At 35.8% G+C, this 23,280-nt stretch carries 19 protein-coding genes; 12 read left to right on the top strand and 7 right to left on the bottom strand.

What is annotated here, in order from left to right:
* Nucleotides 1–3: 3 nt before the first annotated feature.
* Genes MP478_RS16855 through MP478_RS16845 form a run of 3 tightly spaced genes read right to left on the bottom strand, consistent with a single transcriptional unit; the run spans nucleotide 4 to nucleotide 5,268 of the window.
* Entirely contained in the window at nucleotides 4–2,160 is a 2,157-nt protein-coding gene (locus MP478_RS16855; protein ID WP_257189466.1) for a patatin-like phospholipase family protein, read from the bottom strand.
* 2 nt (nucleotides 2,161–2,162) lie between these two features.
* On the bottom strand, nucleotides 2,163–4,610 hold the full coding sequence (locus MP478_RS16850) for a bifunctional UDP-N-acetylmuramoyl-tripeptide:D-alanyl-D-alanine ligase/alanine racemase (RefSeq protein WP_257201106.1): 2,448 nt from the start codon (nucleotides 4,608–4,610) through the stop codon (nucleotides 2,163–2,165).
* Nucleotides 4,611–4,668: 58 nt separating this feature from the next.
* Complete coding sequence (locus MP478_RS16845; protein WP_257201105.1) at nucleotides 4,669–5,268, bottom strand: thymidine kinase; 600 nt, start codon at nucleotides 5,266–5,268, stop codon at nucleotides 4,669–4,671.
* Nucleotides 5,269–5,329: 61 nt separating this feature from the next.
* Between MP478_RS16845 and MP478_RS16840 the strand changes: the two genes are divergently transcribed.
* The 4 genes from MP478_RS16840 (at nucleotide 5,330) to fabG (ending at nucleotide 9,906) form a co-directional block, all read left to right on the top strand.
* Nucleotides 5,330–6,805 (top strand): hypothetical protein, encoded by a 1,476-nt coding sequence (locus tag MP478_RS16840; RefSeq protein WP_257201104.1) that lies wholly within the window; start codon nucleotides 5,330–5,332, stop codon nucleotides 6,803–6,805.
* Nucleotides 6,806–6,807: 2 nt separating this feature from the next.
* Entirely contained in the window at nucleotides 6,808–7,482 is a 675-nt protein-coding gene (gene rsmI / locus MP478_RS16835; protein WP_230033152.1) for a 16S rRNA (cytidine(1402)-2'-O)-methyltransferase, read from the top strand.
* Nucleotides 7,483–8,994 (top strand): WG repeat-containing protein, encoded by a 1,512-nt coding sequence (locus MP478_RS16830; RefSeq protein WP_257201103.1) that lies wholly within the window; start codon nucleotides 7,483–7,485, stop codon nucleotides 8,992–8,994. It abuts the gene before it with no gap.
* Between the two features lie 168 nt (nucleotides 8,995–9,162).
* Nucleotides 9,163–9,906 carry a 3-oxoacyl-[acyl-carrier-protein] reductase gene (fabG, locus tag MP478_RS16825; protein WP_230033155.1) on the top strand — a complete coding sequence of 248 codons (744 nt, stop codon included), beginning with the start codon at nucleotides 9,163–9,165 and terminating at the stop codon, nucleotides 9,904–9,906.
* Between the two features lie 84 nt (nucleotides 9,907–9,990).
* On the opposite strand, the gene MP478_RS16820 is transcribed toward fabG, so the two are convergent.
* Nucleotides 9,991–11,031, bottom strand: coding sequence for a GMP reductase (locus MP478_RS16820; protein ID WP_257201102.1), 1,041 nt, complete (start codon nucleotides 11,029–11,031; stop codon nucleotides 9,991–9,993).
* Nucleotides 11,032–11,092: 61 nt separating this feature from the next.
* Here MP478_RS16820 and MP478_RS16815 point away from each other — a divergent pair, with 61 nt between their 5' ends.
* The 3 genes from MP478_RS16815 to MP478_RS16805 are packed head-to-tail and all read left to right on the top strand — an operon-like array spanning nucleotide 11,093 to nucleotide 13,491.
* On the top strand, nucleotides 11,093–11,833 hold the full coding sequence (locus tag MP478_RS16815; protein WP_257201101.1) for a prolipoprotein diacylglyceryl transferase: 741 nt from the start codon (nucleotides 11,093–11,095) through the stop codon (nucleotides 11,831–11,833).
* Between the two features lie 11 nt (nucleotides 11,834–11,844).
* A complete protein-coding gene (locus MP478_RS16810) occupies nucleotides 11,845–12,078 on the top strand; it encodes a hypothetical protein (protein WP_230033162.1) in 234 nt (77 codons plus the stop codon).
* 9 nt (nucleotides 12,079–12,087) lie between these two features.
* The gene (locus MP478_RS16805; RefSeq protein WP_257201100.1) at nucleotides 12,088–13,491 is read left to right on the top strand and encodes a radical SAM protein; all 1,404 of its coding nucleotides are present in this window, start codon (nucleotides 12,088–12,090) and stop codon (nucleotides 13,489–13,491) included.
* An 81-nt stretch (nucleotides 13,492–13,572) separates the two neighbouring features.
* Here the strand turns inward: MP478_RS16805 and surE are convergent, their stop codons facing one another.
* Nucleotides 13,573–14,361: a 5'/3'-nucleotidase SurE gene (gene surE / locus MP478_RS16800; RefSeq protein WP_230033173.1), complete on the bottom strand. Its 789-nt coding sequence runs from the start codon at nucleotides 14,359–14,361 to the stop codon at nucleotides 13,573–13,575.
* A gap of 320 nt (nucleotides 14,362–14,681) precedes the next feature.
* Nucleotides 14,682–14,852, bottom strand: a complete 171-nt coding sequence (locus MP478_RS16795; RefSeq protein WP_230033175.1) for a lmo0937 family membrane protein — start codon at nucleotides 14,850–14,852, stop codon at nucleotides 14,682–14,684.
* Nucleotides 14,853–15,204: 352 nt separating this feature from the next.
* Between MP478_RS16795 and MP478_RS16790 the strand changes: the two genes are divergently transcribed.
* The gene (locus MP478_RS16790) at nucleotides 15,205–17,334 is read left to right on the top strand and encodes a carboxy terminal-processing peptidase (RefSeq protein ID WP_257189457.1); all 2,130 of its coding nucleotides are present in this window, start codon (nucleotides 15,205–15,207) and stop codon (nucleotides 17,332–17,334) included.
* 52 nt (nucleotides 17,335–17,386) lie between these two features.
* On the opposite strand, the gene MP478_RS16785 is transcribed toward MP478_RS16790, so the two are convergent.
* The gene (locus tag MP478_RS16785; protein WP_230033179.1) at nucleotides 17,387–17,890 is read right to left on the bottom strand and encodes a superoxide dismutase family protein; all 504 of its coding nucleotides are present in this window, start codon (nucleotides 17,888–17,890) and stop codon (nucleotides 17,387–17,389) included.
* A 214-nt stretch (nucleotides 17,891–18,104) separates the two neighbouring features.
* On the opposite strand from MP478_RS16785, the gene MP478_RS16780 reads away from it, so the two are divergent.
* The 4 genes from MP478_RS16780 to MP478_RS16765 all read left to right on the top strand — a co-directional run.
* On the top strand, nucleotides 18,105–18,743 hold the full coding sequence (locus tag MP478_RS16780; RefSeq protein ID WP_257201099.1) for a 4'-phosphopantetheinyl transferase superfamily protein: 639 nt from the start codon (nucleotides 18,105–18,107) through the stop codon (nucleotides 18,741–18,743).
* Nucleotides 18,744–18,924: 181 nt separating this feature from the next.
* Nucleotides 18,925–19,344: a hypothetical protein gene (locus MP478_RS16775; protein ID WP_257201098.1), complete on the top strand. Its 420-nt coding sequence runs from the start codon at nucleotides 18,925–18,927 to the stop codon at nucleotides 19,342–19,344.
* Nucleotides 19,345–19,785: 441 nt separating this feature from the next.
* Nucleotides 19,786–21,549 (top strand): fibrobacter succinogenes major paralogous domain-containing protein, encoded by a 1,764-nt coding sequence (locus MP478_RS16770; protein WP_257189454.1) that lies wholly within the window; start codon nucleotides 19,786–19,788, stop codon nucleotides 21,547–21,549.
* A 257-nt stretch (nucleotides 21,550–21,806) separates the two neighbouring features.
* Nucleotides 21,807–23,280, top strand: a 1,474-nt coding sequence (locus tag MP478_RS16765) for a condensation domain-containing protein (protein WP_257201097.1), incomplete at its 3' end; no start/stop codon positions are given.

Here is a 23,280-nt window from a genome sequence, read left to right as displayed (position 1 = left end):
GTTTTAAAACCAGTGTCCTAAGATAACACTGAATATGCCTTTTTGATTATTTTTAAGTGAGTGGCTAAAGTTTACTTTAATTTGTCCAAATGGAGATTTATATCCTGCTGTTATTCCCAGTGAGCTAAAATTTACTTTAACTGCATCTTCGAATTTAAGATCATTAGAAAGATTGGCAAAACTGAAATTTCCACTAACAAAATAACTTTTGTTGAATTTAAACTGGATATCATTTGAGGCTAATATCACATTATTGCTATGAAGCTGTGCAAAATAAAAACCTCCAAAACTTTTAAAGTTGATAATATTCTGTTCAAAAACCCCACCAAGTCTGTACTGATAATACTGAGGAAGATTTTCACCAATGGTAAGTCCACCAAACAGATTAAGACGATAGGTAAATTGTTTACCCAACGGAATATTAATTCTTAGATCTGCTTTTATCTGGATAATTCTCTTCTCAACTTCAGATTTTAACAGATCTACCACCTTTCCTTCTGCAGCGAAATAGACCCCTTTTGTAGGGAATTCTTTGTCATCCTGGGTATCGGTCTTCAAGAAAGCATAGGGGTTCAAAAAACGGCTGTAACGCCTGTTTTCGCCATTAAGTTCAGCCTTGAAGTAATCATGGCTTATACCGCCTCCAATTGCAAATTTATCCTTCCATATTGATTGAATGTAGGCTTCGTTTCTGATCCATTCCCATTTATCCACGATGTTATTATCCATATTCTTAAGATCAAAGCTCATTCCGGAAGAATAAATACCAAATCCGGGAATATATCCGTTATCAATAAAATAATTAAGGTAGTATCTGAGCTTATCCCCGACAACAACATCTACTGAAAGGTTTGAATTTTTAAATAAAAGTCTTTTTGCGGAATAATTTAATAGGAGTCCTGTTTTGAAAATTTCATCATAATGAAGTCCGAATTTTACAAAATGCCGTGCATCATCTTCGGTAACGTATAGCTTCAGATAATTCGTGTCATTCTGCTGAATAATATCATAGTTGATGAATCTGTAGTTATTGGTGGCAACAAGCTTATCAATCATCTTGTTAATATTTCCATACGTTTGTAAAGAGGGAAGACGTAGTCCCAATTTCCCCAAAACATAGTTTTTACCATATATTTTGCCTCCTTCTATCGCAAGACTGTCTATTTTGTAGACGTTGGAATATATTGGATTTACACGCTGCCTGAGGCGGTCAAAGGACCGTTTGGGTAATTGATCCAGGGTATTGACATATTTCATTCCTTCTACATAGCCGCTATCAAGAATCTTTTTTTTCTCATCATAGCTGGTGGCTGTCATTCCCTTTAGATTGGGCTTGATGTTAATATCAGTATATTTATATTGTTTTCTGGTATCTCTTTTTATTCCAAAGTCGATCACCTGGTTCAGGATTGAAATAATATTGTTTAAATCTTCTCTTTTTGAAAGGTCCTGGTTCAGGTCCACTCCAATGACGATGTCAATCCCTTTGTCCTTTAAAGGTTTTGAGGGGTAATTTACGGTCATGGCTCCATCAATATAAATACTGTCACCTATTTTCACAGGATCCATTAAAGAAGGAAATGCTGAACTTGCCATGATTGACTGTACGAGGTCTCCTTTTTCAAAGATCTGCATATTTCCACTTTCCAGATTGGTGGCCACACAAAAAAAGGGAATAGGAAGTTTAGAAAAATCATCAATGTTGGAAACATTTTTGAAAAGCTCTTTAAGAAGATAGACATTCCTTTGTCCTGTACTTATAGAAGATGGAAGTGTTATTTTTCCATTTTTTAACGGAATAGATAGAAGATATTTATCCACAGATTTATTGAAAAATGTAGACTCCTGCCGGGATTTGGGATCCATAATCAGAGAATAGAAATCCGTATCCATAACAATTTTTTCTATTTCTTTTCCGGAATATCCGGCAGCATAAAGACCACCTACAATGGCTCCCATACTCGTTCCGCCAATATAATCTACTTTGACTCCCAGTGAATCTAAAACTTTAAGTACTCCGACATGTGAAAAACCTTTGGCACCACCACCGGCCAGCGATAGTCCTATTCTTGGGTTTTTGGGAATTACCAAATCCTTTTTTACTTGTGACTGGATTAAAAGTAATTGGAATACGAAGAGAATGATCAGGAGTTTTCTCATAGTTAATCTTTAATATAAATCCGTTTCACCCGAGGGGAAATGGAGGTTAATACTTCATAGGTAATAGTTTTGCAGTAAGCTGCGAATTCTTTTAAACTGGGTTGAGCGTTGAAAATGGTTACTGTATCTCCTTCTTTTACATTAGGGATATTATCTACATTGAGCATCATCATATCCATGCATATATTTCCTACAATAGGAGCAAGAGTTTTATGAACTCCCAATTTTCCGATTTCATTTCCGATTAATCTGGGAATACCGTCAGCGTATCCTACCGGAATAGTAGCAATATTTGTCTGATGATCTGTTTTATATTTTCTGCTGTAGCCCACAGATTCACCGTTTTCAACCAATGATATCTGTGAAATCACTGTTTTAAAACTTACTACAGATTGTAATTTTTTTTGTATTTCACTATATGGTGACTCTCCCAGCATTCCAATTCCAATTCTTACCATATCATACTGATAATGGGTATAGTTTGTAATTCCGGAAGAATTTAAAATATGACGGATAGGAGTATAGCCAAGCTTTTCTGTTAAATAGCCTGAGTTTTTTTCAAAAATCTCTAATTGGCTCATGGTAAATTCTTTTTCTTCCGGCACATCAGAGGAAGATAAATGGCTGAACATACTTTGAACCTTAAGATTTTTATGTTGTAAGGTTTCACTTAACCGATCTAATTCAAAATCTTTAAATCCAAGACGGTGCATTCCTGTTTCCAGTTTGATATGAATAGGATATTTCTGATCATACCCGGACTTCTGAACTGCTTCATAGAAAAGGTCCAACACCCTGAAACTGTAAATTTCAGGTTCCAGATTATAATCTATAATAGTCTGATAACTGTGCTGTTCAGGATTCATCACCACGATTGGGGTGGTAATTCCTTTTTTACGGAGTTCTGCACCTTCATCGGCGAAAGCTACCCCCAGATAATCAATATGATGGTGCTGTAGAAATTCTGAAATTTCATAGCTTCCCAGGCCATAAGCATTGGCTTTCACCATGGCCATCATTTTCGTTCCCGGCTTCAGCAGAGATTTATGATAATTGATATTATGAAGAATTGCGTTCAGGTTGATCTCCAAAACGGTATCATGCTTTCTCAGTTCAAGGATATCTTTAAGCCTTTCAATTTCAAATTTTCTGGCTCCTTTTAAAAGAATGATTTGATTTTCTAAATCTGTAAGTCGTTTACTTTCAATAAGTTCTTTTGTGTCTATGAAAGTATATACTTTAGATTTAAATAATTCACTAAATTTTGATATTTCATCACCAATTAAGAATACAGAATCGAAATGCTGCTCATTAACCAGTTCTGAAACTTCTTCATACAGCTCCTGTGAATTCGTATTCACCCCTACAATATCCGTTAATACCAAAGATTTTTCAGGCTTATTGTATTCTTTTAAAAACTGTAGGGCAGTTTTCAGTGAGTCCAGATCCAGATTGAAAGAGTCGTTGATTACGATATTGCCTTTAATTCCTTCAATAGCTTCAAGCCTCATTTCAACGACCTTTAAAGTGTTGATTTTTTCAACGATCTTTTGATTTCCGATGTTCAGCTCCTTTAGGACTGTGATAAGCGCCAGAGCGTTGGTTAATGTGGCTTCATCTCTTTGATGGGCCGGAAAATTGATTTCTTCACCAAAATATTCCACAATGATGTTTTCACCCTTCGAAATATTGTTTTTAATGAAGACCTGATTTTCTTTTTTAAACCCGTAAGAGATTAATTTTTTATCTGAGTACAGCTCTTTTATTTTTTTACTTACCAAAGAATGGTCACCATTATAAATAATCACCTCAGAATCTTTAAAAAGTTTGAGCTTTTCATCAATAAGTTCTTCTTCCGAAGAAAAGTTGGCAGCATGAGCTGTTCCTATATGGGTTAACAATCCGATTTGAGGATGAAAAATATTTTCTAAATTTTCCATTTCGTCCGGTTGGGAAATTCCCACTTCAAAAATCCCAAGCTTATGGGAAGCATTGATTTGAAGGAGGGAAAGAGGAAGGCCAATTTGGGAATTAAAACTTTTAGGGCTTTTTACTGTTGGAAATTCATTCCACAGACATTGATACAGCCATTCTTTTAAAATAGTTTTCCCATTACTTCCTGTAATTCCGATGGATTGTAAATGGGAATGTTCGAAATGATACTTTGCCAGTTTTTGAAGAAAATCCACAGAATTCTCAACAATAATCCAGGTTATATTTTCAAACTGTGGATATGGATGTTCAGAAATAATTACATGGATACCTCTGTCTATAGCAGATTCAATAAATTTTTCACCAGAGTTTTTATGGGTATTTATAGCAATAAAAGCAGTATTCTTTGTAGAATATATAATTCTGCTGTCAAAAGCTATATTTTTGATCATTACATCTCCGTCTCCAATAACCTGTGCATTGGTGATTTTTGCAATTTGTTGTACTGTATAGTTCATTGGTACCCTTTCTGCTTATTTATGTAAAGGCAAATCTGTTTATTTTAGAATTTGCCTGTTAGTTTTTTATATTATTTTTCTTTGCAAGCACTTCATCCATAAAAACACGGCGGCTTACTGCTTCATAACTTTCTGTTTCACCCAATTCCACCAGGTTATTGCCCTGAGAAATCCTCATGGAATAATTGGCAAGATTACCTGTTCTCTTACAAATAGCATGCACTTTTGTTACATACTCGGCAGTAGCCATCAAATTGGGCATAGGACCGAAGGGACGTCCCAGGAAATCCATATCCAGCCCTGCAATAACTACTCTTATACCACTATTGGCAAGCTGATTGGCAATCTCTACAATGCTCTCATCAAAAAACTGAGCTTCATCTATTCCTACCACATCACAGTTGGAAGCCAACAAAAGAATTTCATTAGGATTTTCTACTGCTGTACTTCGTATTTTATTCTGATTATGAGATACTACATCATCTTCAGAATACCGGATATCCAGTTTCGGTTTAAAAATTTCTACATTCTGTCCCGCCATTTCCGCTCTCCGCAATCTTCGGATTAATTCCTCAGTTTTACCGGAAAACATAGAGCCACAGATAACTTCCATCCAACCGCTTTGTTTGGAATGATTAATTGTATTTTCTAAAAACATTTGTTAAATTAGCCGTATATTTTTAACATCAAAAGTAAGCAATTTTAATAAGAATCTTATTATGCAGAATATCCAAGATTTAAAGGAAAAAATTTTTTTTGAATCCAAGAATATCATTGATAATCTGGACAAAATAAATAACGTAGACGAATTACTTTCCAAGCAAGATCTTGTAGATGAGCTTGCTAACAGGATTTCTTTTTTGAAATTAATGGAAAAAAATATAGAATATTTCATTGCTGAAGATCCTGTTCACCATTTTGAAAATAAGCATCATTCCTTTGCATCCGGAGATATGGAATCTCATGATTCCGGAAATGAGGTAACGGAAGAAGAAGCTATTTTTAATAATGAACTGAATGAGATTGATGAAAATGAAAATGATAACTTTGCCGCTGGAATTGATGAAGAAGCAGTATTCAATAACCAGCTGAATGAAATCATGGAAAATGAATTCCATGAAAATATCATCAGCTTTGTGGATGAAAGCTATGAATACAAAAATGGAGATCAGCAGGAGATCCCAAAGAATGGAGTAACAGAAGAGGAAGCTGTTTTTAACAATCAATTGAATGAAATTGACGATAATGAGATCTCAGGAAGTGAAGCGGCAGTTTTAAGTTTTATAGATGAAGAAAAAGTACTTGCTGATGCTATTCCGGACTATGATGAGGATATTGATGATAGCATCTTTAATGAAAACATTACGGAAGAAGAAGTACGGTTTACTAATGAGCTGAATGAAATAGAACGTTCTGAAGAGGAGGATGCTCAACAGAAAGACGAGATAAAGGATGAAGTATTTCTGGAGGAGTCAAAAGGGACTGCAGAAAGGATCCCAAGTATTTTTGATACCGAAACCCTGGAAGACGAAATGTTGATTGAAGAAACTGAAGAAGAGTTTATTTCCTCAAAGACTTCAATAGAACAGGGAGAAATGGCTACAGAAACTTCCAATGTAGAGAATATCATAAGTGAGATAAAAAACGAACATCCTGAAGAAGAAAAGGAGGAGCAAATACTTGCAGAAGTATATGACAGAAGAAAAATTGTTGAAATAGACAAGCCTATCCCTGAGGAAACAGAAAAACATCCTTCTGATGAAAGTTTTGAAAATTTAGATGCTTATCATCAGGAGAAAAAAATAAAATTAGCCAATATCAAAGGACTAAAAGCCGTTCAGTCTCTTTTTGACGATGACCCGTTAGAAAGAGAAATACCTAAAGAAGACCAGGCTCCGGTAGTGAAGGAGGAAACAGGAAGCATTTTGAAATCCAATATTCCTACCAATTTTATGGAAGCTGACAAACAAAAACCGGAATTCAAGCTGGATTTGAATGACAGAATTGCTTTTTCAAAGATGCTGTTTGATGGAAGTCAGACAGACCTTAATGAAACGGTAGCCCAGCTCAACCAGTTTAGAAGCATTGAAGAAGCAAAGGAATATCTGAGTGATCTTTATTATGCCAGAAAATGGAGTAAAGTGGATGAATATGCTCAGAGACTTTGGATATTGGTGGAAAATAAATTCTTATAATTTTGAGCGGAATCTTATATTTTGTTCCTACTCCTGTAGGAAATTTGGAAGATATGACTTTCAGGGCAGTGAATGTTTTGAAAGAAGTTGATTATATTTTATGTGAAGATACCAGGACTTCCGGTATACTTTTAAAACATTTTGAGATCTCAAAACCTTTGAAATCTTATCATTTGCATAATGAACATCAGGCAACTGAAAAAGTGATTGCCGATCTTAAAAGCGGTCAGAATATCGCCATTATTACAGATGCAGGAACTCCGGGAATTTCAGATCCCGGCTATTTACTGGCAAAAGCCGGAGCAGATAATGGCATAGAAATGATCTGTCTGCCGGGAGCTACGGCTCTGATTCCTGCTTTGGTGGTTTCAGGACTTCCCAATAATGAATTTCTCTTTGCAGGGTTCCTGCCCCAGAAAAAAGGGAGACAAACAAAGCTGAAACAGCTTGCTGAAGAAAAGAAAACGATTGTTCTGTATGAGAGTCCTCACAAGATCAATACTACATTAGAACAGATCAAAGAATTCTTTGGAGAAGAAACCAAAGCAAGCTTAAGCCGTGAAATCTCTAAAAAATTTGAAGAAACTAAACGGGGGACTATCAATGAATTAATTGAATTTTCCAAGAGTAAAACTTTAAAAGGGGAGATCGTTCTTATCGTCAATAATTCTATTTAATTGAAAAAATTAGTTTTCGTATTGTGCTCCACTATTTGTGCAGCACAGTCTCATCAGTACACTAAAGTTCTTTTATCAAAAAAGATTGGAAAAGAGGTTAGCTCCTATTCGGAAGGATACGGAACGGTATATGATGCTGCTACCAGGAAACAGGGAATTGTAGACTCGTTGGGAACAATTACATTTGAATCTCCTTACAGAGGCAGTATTTATCATATTTCCAAAAACAGATTCGTTCTGCGGTCTGAAGAAGGAAGTAAAGCTACATCAGGAATTATTGATGAAAAAGGGAATGAGCTGATTTCTTTGGATGAACAGGAATTTAATACGCCGTGGTTCAGTAAAGAACGGATTATTTCTTCCAGAAAGGATAAGGAAGCTGTTTATGATTATAATGGGAAACAGATTATTCCTTATTCTGATAAAATAAGATTTGCAGCCAGGAACAGGTTTTTTGTTTTACAGAATAAGAAATGGCTGCTTTATGATTTTAATGGCAGGCAGGTCACTGAAAGAGAATTCAGAGAAGATTACCACTTTGAAGGGGATAAAGCTTTGATTGTGAACGAAGAGGGGCAAAGTGAAATTATTGGATTAGATGGAAATACGCTCCATCGGTTTTCAAAGAATATAACAGATATCAACGCGTATCCCTATCTTATTACAAAGAACAAAAATACAGGAAAATATGGTTTAATCGATCTCGATGAAGATACCATTGCTGAAGAGGTTTACTCTGATATTACCCCTGAATATTTTGGAAAGAAAGAATATATCTATCTTAGAAAGAGCAATAAAGCAACTATTTTTTATAAGAAGGACCAGAAACTTTATCCCAGCAGTTTCAGGGATCTGGCTCCTTTATTTGATCGTCTTTTCAGTGTGTATAATGATCAATCAAAGAAATCAGGAATTGTTGATGTAGAAGGCAATGTGATTATTCCGCAGGAATATGACTTTATCAAAAGTTTTGTCATCTCCGGGAATGATTTTATTTATCTTAAAAAAGGAAATGAAGAAAAACTGCTGGATAAGGACCTTAAGAATGTGCTACATGATGGTGATCAGATCCTTGGTTTTTATCCTAATAGCTTAATGATCAGAAAGCAGGATAAATATTACAGGTTTTCATTGGGCAACCAATCGATGACAGAATTAAAGGATATTACCATGATTAAAGGCTTGGCTACAGATTATTTTAATCTGCTTAATCAATATTCAAAACCGCTTGTATGCAAGAATAAAGATAATCTGTATGGTATTTTAGATGAAGCAGGCAAAGAAATTGTTCCTTTTATATATGAAGATATCGTAGTATTTGAAAACTATGAAAATGAAATTGTTGTGAAGAAAGACGGCAGATACGGTGTTCTGAATTTTCAAAATGAACCTCTCCGGGAAATTATTTATGATACTTATTTTTGGGAAAAAGAAGTATTGAGGTTAGATCGAAACAAAAAATCTGACTTTATCTATTTTACAAGGTTCAAAAATACGGCTACCCAACTTTAATAAACTGAAAACTGATAAAAAAAGTCAGTAATTTAATGATTTGAATGCGTTGCATGACAATTTATAATATCTTTGCAAACCGTTTAATTCTGGAAAGGAATTATAGATCGAAAATGAGTCAGCATTCATAAGCTGAATGAGTTATAAAGAAAATAATTGTCAATAAATATGAAACTATTAGAAGGAAAAGTAGCACTAATTACCGGAGCTACAAGAGGAATCGGGAAAGGGATTGCTGAAGTATTTGCACAGCATGGTGCAAAAGTAGCATTTACTTACGCCGGCTCTGTAGACAAAGCTAAAGAATTAGAAGCATCTTTAAGTTCTGTAACCCAAATTAAAGGATATCAGTCTGATGCATCGGATTATGATGCTGCCCAGCAATTGGTAGATGATGTAATGAAGGAGTTTGGGCAAATTGATATTTTGATAAACAATGCCGGGATTACAAAAGATAACCTGCTGTTGAGAATGTCTAAAGAAGATTGGGATCAGGTGTTGAGAGTAAATTTAGATTCAGTTTTTAACCTTACAAAAGCAGTGATTAAACCGATGATGAAGGCAAGAACAGGATCTATTATCAATATGACTTCCGTAGTCGGAATAAAAGGACATGCAGGACAGGCAAACTATGCTGCTTCTAAAGCTGGTGTAATTGGATTCACAAAATCTGTTGCTCTGGAACTGGGATCCAGAAATATCAGATGTAACGCTATTGCTCCGGGATTCATTGAAACGGAAATGACGGCTGTTTTAGACGAGAAAATAGTCCAGGAATGGAGAGAAGGTATTCCAATGAAAAGAGGAGGACAGCCTGCAGATGTTGCTAATGCCTGTGTATTTTTAGGAAGTGACATGGCTTCTTATATATCCGGACAGACGCTAAACGTTGACGGGGGTATGTTAACTTAAAAATAGTAAAAAGGCTGCACATGAGGTACAGCCTTTTTTTATTCTTATTGCTGCTCATCCGGCAGTCTCTAAAAATGATAAGGATTAGTCTTTAAAAACCTGGTTTTCCTGCTCCTGAACTCTGATAAAAGTAGTTCTTTTGGAAAGCTGCTTAAGTTTGGAAGCCCCCACATAAGTACAGGTAGATCTTACCCCTCCTAAAATATCTTTTACGGTTTCTGATACAGGACCTTTGTAGGCTACTTTCACCGTTTTTCCTTCAGAAGCACGATACTCTGCAACCCCTCCAGAATGTTTATCCATAGCTGTTTTTGAACTCATACCATAAAACAAACGGAATTTCTTACCATTTTCCTCTACCATTTCGCCACCGCTTTCATCATGTCCGGCAAACATACCTCCAAGCATCACAAAATCTGCTCCGCCACCAAAGGCTTTAGCCACATCGCCGGGAACCTTACAGCCTCCGTCTGCTATAATGTGTCCTCCCAGACCGTGAGCCGCATCTGCGCACTCAATGATAGCTGAAAGCTGAGGATATCCTACCCCTGTTTTTACTCTTGTTGTACAAACTGAACCGGGGCCTATTCCTACTTTAATGATATCTGCCCCTACCAAAAGAAGCTCTTCCACCATCTCTCCGGTGACCACATTCCCCGCTATAATAATTTTGTCCGGAAAATTGGCTCTTGCTTTCTTCACAAATCCAACGAAATGCTCCGAATAACCATTAGCTACATCAATGCAGAGAAACTCAATTTTTGGATGCTTTTCAAGAATCTGTCTGATTTTTTCTTCATCTGCTTTTCCCGTACCGGTACTTAATGCGATATACTGATAAATACTTTCAGGCTGGCTTTCAAGAAACTCACTCCATTCTTCAGTGGTATAGTGTTTATGAATGGCTGTAATTATTTTTTCTTTTGCCAGTTCCACAGCCATTTCAAAAGTACCAACCGTATCCATATTAGCTGCGATAACGGGAACTCCATTCCATTTTTTCTGAGAATGCCGGAAAATAAATTCTCTTTCCAGATTAACTTCTGACCGGGACTTTAAGGTAGAACGTTTGGGACGGAACATTACATCCTTGAACCCCAGTTTTATTTCATATTCTATACGCATTTTATAATTATTTGTCAGAATAAAGGTAGTAAATAATCTCAAATAGATTATTTTTGAAGCAATGGATTTTCCTGTAACTTTTCATATTTTCGGTACAACAATCCTTGCACATCCTCTTTTTGAGACCGCCGGGATGTTTTTGGGTATGCGGTATTATTTTTACCTTAAAAGAAAGTCTAAAGAAAAGCTTAGTTTCAATATTTCCGCTGCTGTATTAATAGGGGCAACAGCAGGAGCTTTAATAGGTTCCAAGCTGATAGGAAACCTCGAAAATCCTTATACATTATTCGAAAATTTCAGCTTTAAAAGATTTTGGTCCAACAATACGATTGTGGGTGGCCTTGCTTTTGGGTTAATAGGGGTGGAGCTGGCAAAAAAAATAGTAAAACATAAAGAAAGCACCGGAGACTTAATTGTTTTTCCTTTAATGCTTGCCATAATGATCGGAAGAATCGGTTGCTTCCTTACGGGAATTCATGAAGAAACCTATGGAATTCCTACCGATTCAATCTTTGGAATGCATTTGGGAGACCAATATCTAAGGCATCCTGTAGCGCTTTATGAGATTGCATTTCTATTTATTTTATGGATAGCTTTACACTATATTCAACGCTTGAAGAAATACCCTTCAGGATTTGTTTTTCAGGTTTTTATGCTGAGTTATTTTACTTTCAGATTGCTGCTGGATTTTATTAAGCCCAGAGTAGAAATTGCCGGAAATTTGGGAACAATACAAATTGTGTGTGTATGTGTAATTATTTATTACATTTATATTATCAAAAATACCAAATCCTTATATTAAAAATATTCACGATGAAATCTTTAACAATTTTAGAAGTGGGCAATATGGCCGGTGTCGTCATCATGATCATTGGAATGATTATTTTGGGTGCTTTGTTTATTTCTCTGGTAGTCACTTTGATCACGAAAGTAATCTATGAATGGAAAGGAGACCGGAAATTCAGTAAAAAACAATTTATACAAACTATGGTAATCTGTATTTTAATCTGCGGTTTGATTAGCGGATATATCTGCGGAGGACTTTAACATTAAAATATGCCAGTAAGAAACTATACGTATTACGATTATACGATAAGCCTTTGCCCCGAATGTCTTAAAAGAGTAGGAGCTAAGATTATTATTGAGGATGAAACTGTTTTTATGACGAAAAGATGTCCTGACCATGGCTTCTTTAAGACAAAAATAGCCTCGGATGTGCAGTATTATAAAAACATAAGAAACTATAACAAAGCTTCGGAAATGCCCCATCATTTCGGAACAGATGTGGAGTACGGATGTCCTTATGACTGCGGACTTTGTGTAGATCACGAGCAGCATAGCTGTCTTTCTATAGTAGAAGTTACGGACCGGTGTAATTTAACATGTCCTACATGTTATGCCATGTCTTCTCCTCACTATGGAAGCCACAGAAGTCTGGAGGAAATAGAAGCGATGTTTGATATTATCGTTAAAAATGAAGGCGAACCGGATGTTGTTCAGATTAGTGGAGGAGAACCTACCATACATCCTGAGTTTTTTAAAATCATGGATATTGCCAAATCGAAACCCATAAAACATTTAATGTTAAATACCAATGGGATAAGAATAGCTAATGATCCGGGATTTGCCGAAAAACTGGCGACCTATGCGCCGGAATTTGAGGTATATCTTCAGTTTGATTCATTTAAGCCTGAAGTGTTGGAGGACTTCAGGGGAAAAGATCTTACGGCGGTAAGAATGAAAGCCCTGGAGAAACTGAATGCACTTAACCTTTCCACCACACTGGTTATTGTACTTCAAAAAGATAAAAATATAGATGAAATCGGTAAGATCATTGAGTTTGCTCTGAAACAGAAATGTGTACGGGGAATTACTTTCCAGCCTGTAGAGATTGCAGGAAGAAACAGGGAAGATTCTTCCCATGAGAAAATTACCTTAACAGAGGTAAGACAGGAAATTCTCAATCAGTTCCCGCTATTAAATTCTGATGATATCATCCCTGTTCCCTGTAATCCGGATGCTCTGGCCATGGGATATATTTTAAAATTAGAAGGAGAGACAATCCCTTTAACCCGATATATCAATCCTGCTGATCTTCTGAATAATGAATCTAAAAACACCATTGTTTACGAACAGGATGAAGGACTTCAGATGCAGCTGCTGGATATATTCAGTACGGGAATTTCTGTAGATAAAGTAAAGCCTAAAGTGAACCAGCTACTCTGCTGCCTTCCGGATGTATGTGCTCCCAATTTTGATTATGATAACCTGTTCAGAATTATCATTATGAATTTTATGGATGCCCATGATTTCGACGTCCGTGCGGTAAAAAAATCCTGTGTACATATTGTCAATAAGGATCTGAAATTGATCCCATTTGAAACAATGAATCTTTTCTACCGAGATGATAAGAAAAATTATCTAAAAGAACTGAGAAAAGAGGATAAAGTATTGTTTTAACTGAATCGGAAAAAAATAAGAGACGTAAAATCATTTTACGTCTCTTTTATATGTTTTTAAAACTGTTCGTAATAGAAACTGTTATTTAACTTCCGGAATAGGGTCAAAAGTCATTACCTCTCCGAGTGTATTCATATACTCATAGGCTGTCATGTCAAATTTCACCGGTACAATAGAAATATATCCGTTGGCCAAAGCTGTCTCATCGGCATCTTCAGATTCATCCATATTATTGAAATATCCTGTAAGCCAGTAATATTTTTTTCCGTGTGGATTTACTCTTTCATCAAAGCTTTCTTCCCATTTCGCATGAGCCTGTTTGCAGACTTTTATGCCTTTTATTTCTTCCGCCGGCAGTTTGGGAATATTGACATTCAGTACAATTCCTTTAGGCATAGGCTTTTCAAGAGTCCTTCTGACTATATTCTGAATAAATTCTTTAGCCTGGGTAAAATCTGCCTCCCAGCTGAAATCCAGTAATGAAAATCCAATTGCAGGGATTCCCTCCACTCCGGCTTCCACAGCAGCAGACATCGTCCCCGAATAGATCACATTAATAGAAGAATTAGCCCCGTGATTAATTCCTGAAACAACAATGTCCGGCCTTCTTATCAAAATTTTGTCAAGAGCCATTTTTACACAGTCTACAGGAGTTCCACTACAGGAAAAATCTTTTTGTGGGCCTTCAAGGGTAACTTCTTCGTAGCTTAGGGTAGAATTAATGGTAATAGCGTGGCCTTTTCCACTTTGGGGAGAATTAGGGGCTACAACAACAACTTCTCCGATTTCATTCATAAAATTTACAAGATTTCTGATACCAGGAGCTGTAATTCCATCATCATTAGTAACCAGAATAAGTGGTCTTTCCATAAAATATTTTAATTTTTTAATAATATGAAGTGCAGTTTGTCCAATTATTTAATCAGGACAAAAAGAAATTTCAACACATCAAATGTAGTTAAAAATAACCTGTTATAAAATATCTGCGGGGTTATAAATACATCATATTTTTAAGAAAAAATTAAAAATAGGCATAAAATGGGATGTTTTCTGATCGGAAATATCAAAAAAGGGTCAGTACGAAGGGATGCCTTTCAGTGAAACTGTAACAGATTTTATCTTTGAAAATAATATCCATACAATCTCACCGAAATTTACATCTTTTTAAAGTTTAATAATTTGAGTAAGGCTTAATCAAGAGGTTTTCTCCCTGATATAATATTGTAAAGAATAACAATAATAGCAATGACCAAGAGAACATGAAATAAATATCCGGTACTGATTCCCGGAACCACTCCTAACATTCCTAAAAGCCAAACAACGATACAAATGACTGCTACTAACCATAATATACTTCTCATAACGTTACATTTTTAAAGTTATCTGATTAAATATCAGCATAATTTGTGCCTTTATGTCTTAAAATTACTTTTTGTGGTACCTGTTTTTTTTTATTAAATAGGCAAAACCATGTTTAAAAGCACTTATAGAAAAGGAAGTTTAAGATATTTTTACCATATAAGAAAAATTTCTTTTCGTAGAAATATAGAGAAGCGGATTTATTATTTGCATAGCTCTTTTGATAAAAAACACTAAAACTATACGATATTTGTAAATAAGGTATTAAATTTGATCGTTTGTAACAATACGGGTATTTTATGTTACTAATTGATATACTTATTTTTAAAAAAATTAATAAATACAAGACAGTTTATGTGGAAAAATTTCAAACTGAATAAATTTTTACTCCTAATTCCATTAACCAGTCTAATGTTTTGTTTCAACTCGCCAAAGAATGACGATGAAAAGATGCAAACAATAATGGTGAGCGTAAAAAATACACTTTCTTATCTTCATTATAGCCCAAAAACTATTAATGATGCCTATTCTAAGGACGTTTATAAGCATTATTTCGAATTGGTAGACCCTGCAAAAAGATATTTCCTGCAATCTGACATGGATGAATTCAGCAAGCATGAGACAAAGCTTGATGACTATATCAGCCAGGGCGATCTTAGCTTTTATAAACTTACGATAGACAGACTCTACCAAAGAGTGGATGACATTGATAAGATTACCCAGGATATTTTCAGTAAACCGATTAATCTTCAGGAAGATGAAGCGCTTACTCTAGAACCCAAGCTTAAAAAAATTCCTGCCAATAAGCAGGAACAGTATAACGAGTGGAAGAAGTTCATTAAATATAATATCCTTCAGGAGATTGAATCCATGAACAGTAAAGAGGAAGCTCAGAAAGAGAAAAAAGATTCTGTTCAGAAGTACAAACTTAAGGATACGATCAATTTTAAGGTTCTTACTCAGGATGAAAAGATTAAGAAGGCTACAGATGAGGTAAAAGACCTTGTGAAAGATACCTTTACAAGATTCAAAAAGAGAAAGAAAATGGATTGGTTTACAGTGTATATGAATGCATATACGGAAGTATTTGATCCACACACGAATTATTATTCACCAAAAGATAAAGAGGATTTTGACAGCCAGTTTACCGGAAAAGTAATCGGTATCGGAGCCATTATTCAGGAGAAAAAAGGAAATCTTTTCCTGGGAGCTCTTACTATTGGAGCCCCGGCATGGAAATCTAAGCAGCTTTCTGAAGGAGATAAGATTTTAAAAGTAAAATCTAAACCTAAAGATGATGCAGTAAACGTTGTGGGAATGCTTTCTGATGAAGCGGTAAGGCTGATCAGAGGGGAAAAAGGAACGCCGGTAACCTTAACGGTACAGAAAAAGGACGGATCTATAAAGGACGTTACTATGATTCGTGAAGAGGTAGCTATTGAAGATACTTTTGCAAGAAGTATTGTGGTGAATACACCGAATGGAAAGAAATACGGATTCATTAACCTTCCAAGCTTTAATGCTGATTTTGAAAATGCAAAAGGAAGAAACGCTTCTGACGATATTAAAAACGAAATTGTAAAACTTAAAGCTCAGAATATTGAAGGAATTATTCTTGATCTGAGAAATAATGGTGGAGGATCTTTAACGGAAGTTGGGGATATTATGGGCCTTTTCATGGATGCTGGTCCTTATGTTCAGGTAAAAGATGGAAACGGGAAAATCCAGACCTTAAAGAACAAATATGAAGCTCCTATATGGACGGGGCCTTTAGTCATTATGCAAAATGAACTTTCAGCTTCAGCTTCAGAAATTTTAGCAGGAGTAATGCAGGATTATGGAAGAGCAATGATCATCGGATCACCACAGTCTTTTGGAAAAGGTACCGTACAGACTTTTGTTGACCTGAATAGATTTTTAAATACTGAGGATGATTTCGGATCTTTAAAACTGACGATTCAAAAGTTTTACAAAATTACCGGTGAATCTACTCAGAGAAAAGGAATTGTTTCTGATATTCAAATGAAAGACTTCTTTACCTATGCTGAAGTAGGAGAGAGATATGATGATTACGCATTGGCCTGGGATAAAATTCCACCTACAAAATTTGAAAAGCTGAACTATTTCAACATTCAGGCTCTTGAAAAAGCAAGCTCTGAAAGAATGGCTAAAAACAGCAATTACCAATTGTTATTAGAATCAGCTCAATGGAGAGAAAAATTGGATAAAGAAGAAAATATCACGCTGAATATCAATAAATTTAATGAATTGATGAAGCATAGGAAGTCTCAGATTGAGAAGTTTAAGGTGCTGACTAAATTTGAGAACGGACTTCAGTTTATCATGTATCCAAGTGAAGTTGAAAGAGAGAAAAAAGATGAAGCATTCAAGAAAAAATCTGAAATGTGGATCAAAAATCTGAAAAAAGATCTCTACCTGCAGGAGGCAATGAATATTGTAGCAGATATGGGAACAAAATCATAATCATAAAAAAACCGCTAATGAAAATTAGCGGTTTTTTATTGAAATAAACGGGTTATTTGATTTCTACACATCCAACTCTTCCTCCTGCATTCCCTGTAGGCTGAGTATGGAAATCATCAGCCGCAGCGTGTACGATAAGACCTTTTCCAATGATATTTTTAGACTCATCTGTACAGGAAAGACACCATTTGTCTGTCTTAAAGGTTAAAGTGGCATTTCCACTCTCGTCTGCAATCAGGTTGCCTATATCTCCCATATGGAAATGTTCAGCACCCCATTTTCCATGGTCATCTTTACCGGGATTCCAGTGTCCTCCGGTAGATGTTCCATCCGCTGCAGAACAGTCTCCTTTTTCATGAATGTGTACTGCATGGATTCCAGGGGTCAGGTGATTGACATCAAGCTTCATAATTACATCGCTTCCCTGTTGGGTAAACTTTGCCGTTCCTCCTGTTTGTGTTCCGCTCTTGGCGTTTACTTCGTACGTTTTTACAGTGCCACAAGAAGCAGCTAAAAATGCACATCCAGCCAATACTGCTAATGTTTGTACTTTCATTTTTAAATGATTTATAGTGATTATAGGTTAAAATTAAAAAACATTTTCCAAAATGCTTTATGATTCCAGTCTTTTTTTCTGCAAAAGCCACTTAATGATGCCCTGTATCCATATTGATTGATGAGCAGATACAGTTTCCTAATCGAAAATAAATAATAAGCTTTAAAATAGGTTTGAAAAAGAAAATGACTATTTTTAATGTAATTTATTTTTGATGATTATTCTATATTCGTTTATTGATGAAAGCAGACACAAATTTTTGATGGACAGGTATTTGAATGCTTTTCCGGAAGATTTTAAGAAAGATATTCTGAAATACCGGCGATGGCAGGATGCCCAGCTTTCTCTGTTGGGAAGAGTTCTTTTAGAGCATGGGTTAAATGCTCATTATGGAATCAAAGGCGCAGAAATTGGAAGATTATCCAACAATAAACCTTTTCTAAAAGGGCATACCGTTCATTTTAATATATCTCATTCCAAAAATCTTGTGGCTTGTGCTATAGCTGATTATCCTATTGGAATTGATATTGAGTTTTCAGATGATTCCATCAATTATTTGGATTTTCAATTCCAGATGACGGCGGGTGAATTTGAGGAAATTCATCAATCCGAAGACCAAATAAATAGTTTTTTTACCTATTGGACAAAAAAAGAAGCGGTCTTAAAAGCAGAAGGTAGTGGGATGATGATTCCTCTTGATTCATTTGAAATTTTAAATAATGAATGTATTATTGAAGGAAAAAAATTCTTCACGAAAGAATTTTTTATAGATAAAAGATATCATTGTTGCATAGCATCTGAGGAATTTACAGTCGTAAATAAATCTATTTGTTTTGAATTGTTCCAAAACTGATTAACCCTTTTTAAAAGTGTTGTGCACCCTATTTTATTATTTTTTTTTCATAAAAAATACACCATATAAATCATTTATAGGTGATAAAATAAGATTTTTTTGCAAAATTTACTTTGTGATTTCAAAATTAACATATATCTTTACGCAGAGAAAAAAATTATTTCAACACTAAAAATTCACAATGAGAAAAAAGTTATTGCTGCAAATCAGCATTTGCTTCAACGTACTTACATTTGCACAAGTAGGTATTAAAAAAGAGAATCCCCATCTTAGTACAGATCTTGAGCTTGGTTCAAATAACAAGGCTTTAATTTTGAACAGAGTCCCAAACACAAATGCAATTCCAAATCCTGCCAATGGAATGATGATTTATGATCTTTCAGAGGAATGTGTAAAAGCATACCAATCTGGAAAATGGTCGAAATGTTTAGGCAAAAATCTAAGAGCCAAACAGGCTTCTGACCCACTATCTTTATCAAAAGGTTCTGTAGACCTGCCCCACGATTTTATTGCTTGGCAATTTTATCGCGAACAAGACATTACGTATACACAAGGGAGGAGAACTCTTGTGAAAGACGAGATATTGAGATCAATGGATTAGTGGTAGCATTCCCGCGATAATTTTCCCGGCAGGTAACAGAAGCTTATATTATTCAGTACAGTATTTCAGCCAAAGCATATATTCTGACAATTAGGGTTTCATTGGCATACAACAATTTTTGACCTGAATAGTACGATTCTTTCCCTTCCTTGAAAATGAGTTTCAGGCAGAAATTTCCTGAGAATTATATTAGATTCAATAATTACTTTATAATGATGTAAATAGTAACTGTTGTAAGAAGACTGTGCCTAAAACGCAAAGGTTAATTATTATATTAAGTTACTGTTAATTAATTATTTAGATTGTCTATTGTTTTCATTGTCTCTCAACCATATTCTGAATCTCGGTGCCCGGGCCTACCATTACTTGATTTTTCACAATTTCAAAAAATAAACACATTTATATAACCCAAATTCATTTATTAAAAACGAATATTTTAAGATGAAAAAACTATTATTATCGATTTATTTCTGTATCAGTTCTTTATCCTTCGGACAGGTAGGGATTAATACTGCAAATCCCCATTTAAGTGCTGATCTGGAATTGGGATCCACAAACAAAAGCTTATTATTAAACAGGGTTCCCAATACAGGAGCTATTGCTAACCCGGTTAACGGCATGTTAATATACGATGTAGCAGAACAGTGTGTAAAAGCTTTCCAGGGAGGTGCGTGGTCGTCATGTTTCTGGCAAGAGAACAATTCTTTTGCTTTAACATGTGCTTCTGCGGTATTTGCTCCCGCTACAGCAACTCAGGGACAAGCTTACACAGGAACCTTAACAATTCCTTATACTGGTGGAGATGGAAGTGCATATCCGGGACAGACTATTCAGTCTAATGGATTGACTGCTACATTGGCGCCAGGTACTTTTGCTACCGGGGCCGGAAGTTTACAGTTTTCTGTTGCCGGCTTTCCTATCACTTCAGGAAGTGCTGTATTCAGTATTACTGTTAATGGAAGTACATGTACTTCTATTAGTCTTCCTGTAAATCCCGGAACTCCGGTAATTCCACCAAATATTACATTAGAAGGAAGATACTTTATTGCTTCTGTGTATGATCAGGATTATTCTCCGTTTACAACACCTACAGGACCTGCTACTACTGCCAGACCTGTTGCTGCGGATGGAGTAAATGAAACACTGGTTGATCTTCAGGGAGTGATTCCTACTTCAGGATTAACAGTCTATATTCCTGCAACAGCTACAGGAAGTGGAAGCATTGGTTCTTACAGCCAAACAATAAATGTTCCGGCTAATCTTACCGAAGATGGCATTTCCAGAAATATTACACTTTCCTGGAGTTCCCAGTCTTATAACAGTACCACTAAATCAATTACAGCCACCCTTAAAGCTGAAGGAGGTACATTAAATGCCCGCAAGCTGGACGTGAATGCAGGAATAGGAAATGATTACCTTGGTGTGCTGTTGGGAAGATTCCTTATGCCTAATGCCGGGGCTCAGAAAGGATATGATGTCCGTATAATAGCGGCAATTCCGGACAGAATGTTTAATCAGCCTGATATTGATAAAAACTTTAGCCACAACTTCCTTTATCTTCCGATACAGGCCGAAGATGGTAACGTATGGCTGAATCATAACTTAGGAGCAGATTACACGAATGTAAATGATCCGAACTTCAATCTTGGAAAAAGACCGACTTCTGCATCAGATTATCGTGCTTATGGTTCGCTATTCCAATGGGGAAGAAAACCGGATGGACATGACCTGATTAAATGGTCAGCTTCTAATACAGGAACACCAGTTAACCCTATTATTACCGGTACCGCGAATGATAACCCTACAGATACCAGATTCATTGCTACAGGAAGCGACTGGAGAGTAACTGGCAGTACTACGCTATGGCAAACCAGCACTTCTGCAAATAATCCGTGTCCTATAGGATTTAAAGTTCCTACACAGGCACAGATACAAACTTATCTAAGCGCTTCTAATATTACCAATGGTATTAATGGGGCAGCAGCAAGTAAATTAGGTCTTACTGCAGCAGGAACCAGAGATGCAGGTCTAGGAAATATCTCAACTGTTACAACAGGAACTTCCGGACTTTACTGGAGCAGTACAGCCGGATCAATATCCAGCCCAGCTGCCGCAGCTTTACAGATTTCTCAATTTGGAGCTCCAAGTGCTACTTTTTTCCCAAGTAAAGCACAAGGCATCTCAGTTCGTTGTATTAAAGAGTAAAAAAATAAATTTTAAATAATCACTAGGGTAGTTGTCGACTTTGTTAACAGCTACCCAACGTGGTTAAAATACTTCCCTATAATTGGAATTATTAGCAATAAAAGTAGCCCTGTTATTACAAAAATAGCAAGACAATTAAAAAACACATACTTCTCATCATGAAAACCTAATGACAACTTTTGAAAACCAAGAAATATTTGAAGAAAATCTGAAAAAAAATCCTAACCTAACACCATATCCGAAAGGATATAATCCCCATGAATTTAACACCTTACCAATCTACCTTTTACAATGAATGGATCCTGAATCCATCCAGAAGTGACTACAACATTATTTTTGACCAGTCAATGTCCGGATATATAGATATTCAGAGACTGAATTCAAGCTTAGTCCGGTTTGTCAACAACAATTTACTGCTCAACAGTAATGTTATTGGTGAATCGGGAAACTTAGTCTGGAAACACAGACCGCTGCTCTCTGAAGATGCTCAGATATTAACGTTTATTGCCAAAGAGCCCAGCTCTGAAGAGGTACTAAAGCTTGCCCTACAGCCGTTTGATCTTGAGAAAGACCAGCTGGCAAGATTTTATGCGATTAAACTTGATAATGGAGGATATAGGATTATTCATATATTTTCTCATATTCTTGTTGATGGTCTAAGTGCTAACAGTATTTATGCAGAACTCAGTACCTTCTACAATGATCTTAGCTATGTAAACCCGATTAGCCTTGCAGAGCAGAAAAAATTATATGAAAAACTGAGAAGTCAGTTTGATGATATATTGACAGGTGGGAAAGCCGAAATGTCTAATTTCTGGGAGAATAGTCTGAAAGATGTAGAAAATATTGGATTTAAATTTTTACAGACCTCAGAATTAGTTCGTTCAGATCTTGAACAGAAAGTTCCGGTTCTTACCAATCCGGTAAGTGAACTCCGGTTTAATTTTCCTGAGCCTGTATTTCTTAAGGTAAGACAACTAACATCAAAATATAAACTTACGCCCTATACATTTGGGCAATTGGTGTTAGCTGTTTTGCTTCATAGAATTTCCGGAATAGATAACCTGGTGATCAACTATCCTGTTGGTATTACCGAGGGGCAGGATTTTATTTTTGGAGCCCACATCAATACTATTGTGAAGGGGTATAGATTTCATAAAGAATCTTCTCTTCAGGATCTTGTAGAGCAAAATTTAGAGTATACCCATCTGCTGAAGAAAAGTAAGGCCAGGTATCTTCCTATTGAAGAGCTTATCAGCCACGCACCTACATCAAATATATTGGAATTTGGATTTGTTCAGACCAGTCTTAAGGATGTGGTTATTCATTATGAAGGAGCCAGCAATGTAATTATTAATAGTGACCTGAATGTTGATTTAGTAGGAAAATTATCATTTGAGCAGGAGGTAAGAGATGGACAGGTTAATTTTAAAGTCCGTTATGCCAATCAAAAACTTGATGTCAGACTGGTTACAGGATTTGTAGACATTTATAAGGGGCTGTTTATTGAAATACTGGAAGATTTACTGGAAGGGAAAGTAGAAAAACAGATCACAAACTATGAACTGTTAAACCATGATTCTTACCAAAATACAGTTACTTTCTGGGATAGGATAGAATCTGTTGAATCTGATAAAACCCTTCATGAGTTATTTGAATCTCAGGCATCAAGGACGCCGGATGCGGTTGCGTTGGTTTATGGAGAAGTTAAATTAAGCTATAAAGAGCTTA

This window comes from Chryseobacterium sp. WG14 (assembly GCF_024586945.1).
In the GTDB taxonomy this organism is placed as follows: domain Bacteria; phylum Bacteroidota; class Bacteroidia; order Flavobacteriales; family Weeksellaceae; genus Chryseobacterium.
The sequence above is the reverse complement of the archived record's forward strand: the minus strand, read 5'-3'. Positions and strand labels throughout refer to the sequence as shown.

Coding starts and splice junctions, on each gene's coding strand:
- MP478_RS16805 (WP_257201100.1), top strand. CDS start 12,088: ATGCCAGTAAGAAACTATACGTATTACGATTATACGATAAGCCTTTGC.
- MP478_RS16785 (WP_230033179.1), bottom strand. CDS start 17,890: ATGAAAGTACAAACATTAGCAGTATTGGCTGGATGTGCATTTTTAGCT.
- MP478_RS16850 (WP_257201106.1), bottom strand. CDS start 4,610: ATGAACTATACAGTACAACAAATTGCAAAAATCACCAATGCACAGGTT.
- MP478_RS16815 (WP_257201101.1), top strand. CDS start 11,093: ATGGATTTTCCTGTAACTTTTCATATTTTCGGTACAACAATCCTTGCA.
- MP478_RS16780 (WP_257201099.1), top strand. CDS start 18,105: ATGATTATTCTATATTCGTTTATTGATGAAAGCAGACACAAATTTTTG.
- MP478_RS16855 (WP_257189466.1), bottom strand. CDS start 2,160: ATGAGAAAACTCCTGATCATTCTCTTCGTATTCCAATTACTTTTAATC.
- MP478_RS16795 (WP_230033175.1), bottom strand. CDS start 14,852: ATGAGAAGTATATTATGGTTAGTAGCAGTCATTTGTATCGTTGTTTGG.
- surE (WP_230033173.1), bottom strand. CDS start 14,361: ATGGAAAGACCACTTATTCTGGTTACTAATGATGATGGAATTACAGCT.
- MP478_RS16770 (WP_257189454.1), top strand. CDS start 19,786: ATGAAAAAACTATTATTATCGATTTATTTCTGTATCAGTTCTTTATCC.
- MP478_RS16845 (WP_257201105.1), bottom strand. CDS start 5,268: ATGTTTTTAGAAAATACAATTAATCATTCCAAACAAAGCGGTTGGATG.
- MP478_RS16790 (WP_257189457.1), top strand. CDS start 15,205: ATGTGGAAAAATTTCAAACTGAATAAATTTTTACTCCTAATTCCATTA.
- MP478_RS16820 (WP_257201102.1), bottom strand. CDS start 11,031: ATGCGTATAGAATATGAAATAAAACTGGGGTTCAAGGATGTAATGTTC.
- fabG (WP_230033155.1), top strand. CDS start 9,163: ATGAAACTATTAGAAGGAAAAGTAGCACTAATTACCGGAGCTACAAGA.
- MP478_RS16775 (WP_257201098.1), top strand. CDS start 18,925: ATGAGAAAAAAGTTATTGCTGCAAATCAGCATTTGCTTCAACGTACTT.
- MP478_RS16810 (WP_230033162.1), top strand. CDS start 11,845: ATGAAATCTTTAACAATTTTAGAAGTGGGCAATATGGCCGGTGTCGTC.
- MP478_RS16840 (WP_257201104.1), top strand. CDS start 5,330: ATGCAGAATATCCAAGATTTAAAGGAAAAAATTTTTTTTGAATCCAAG.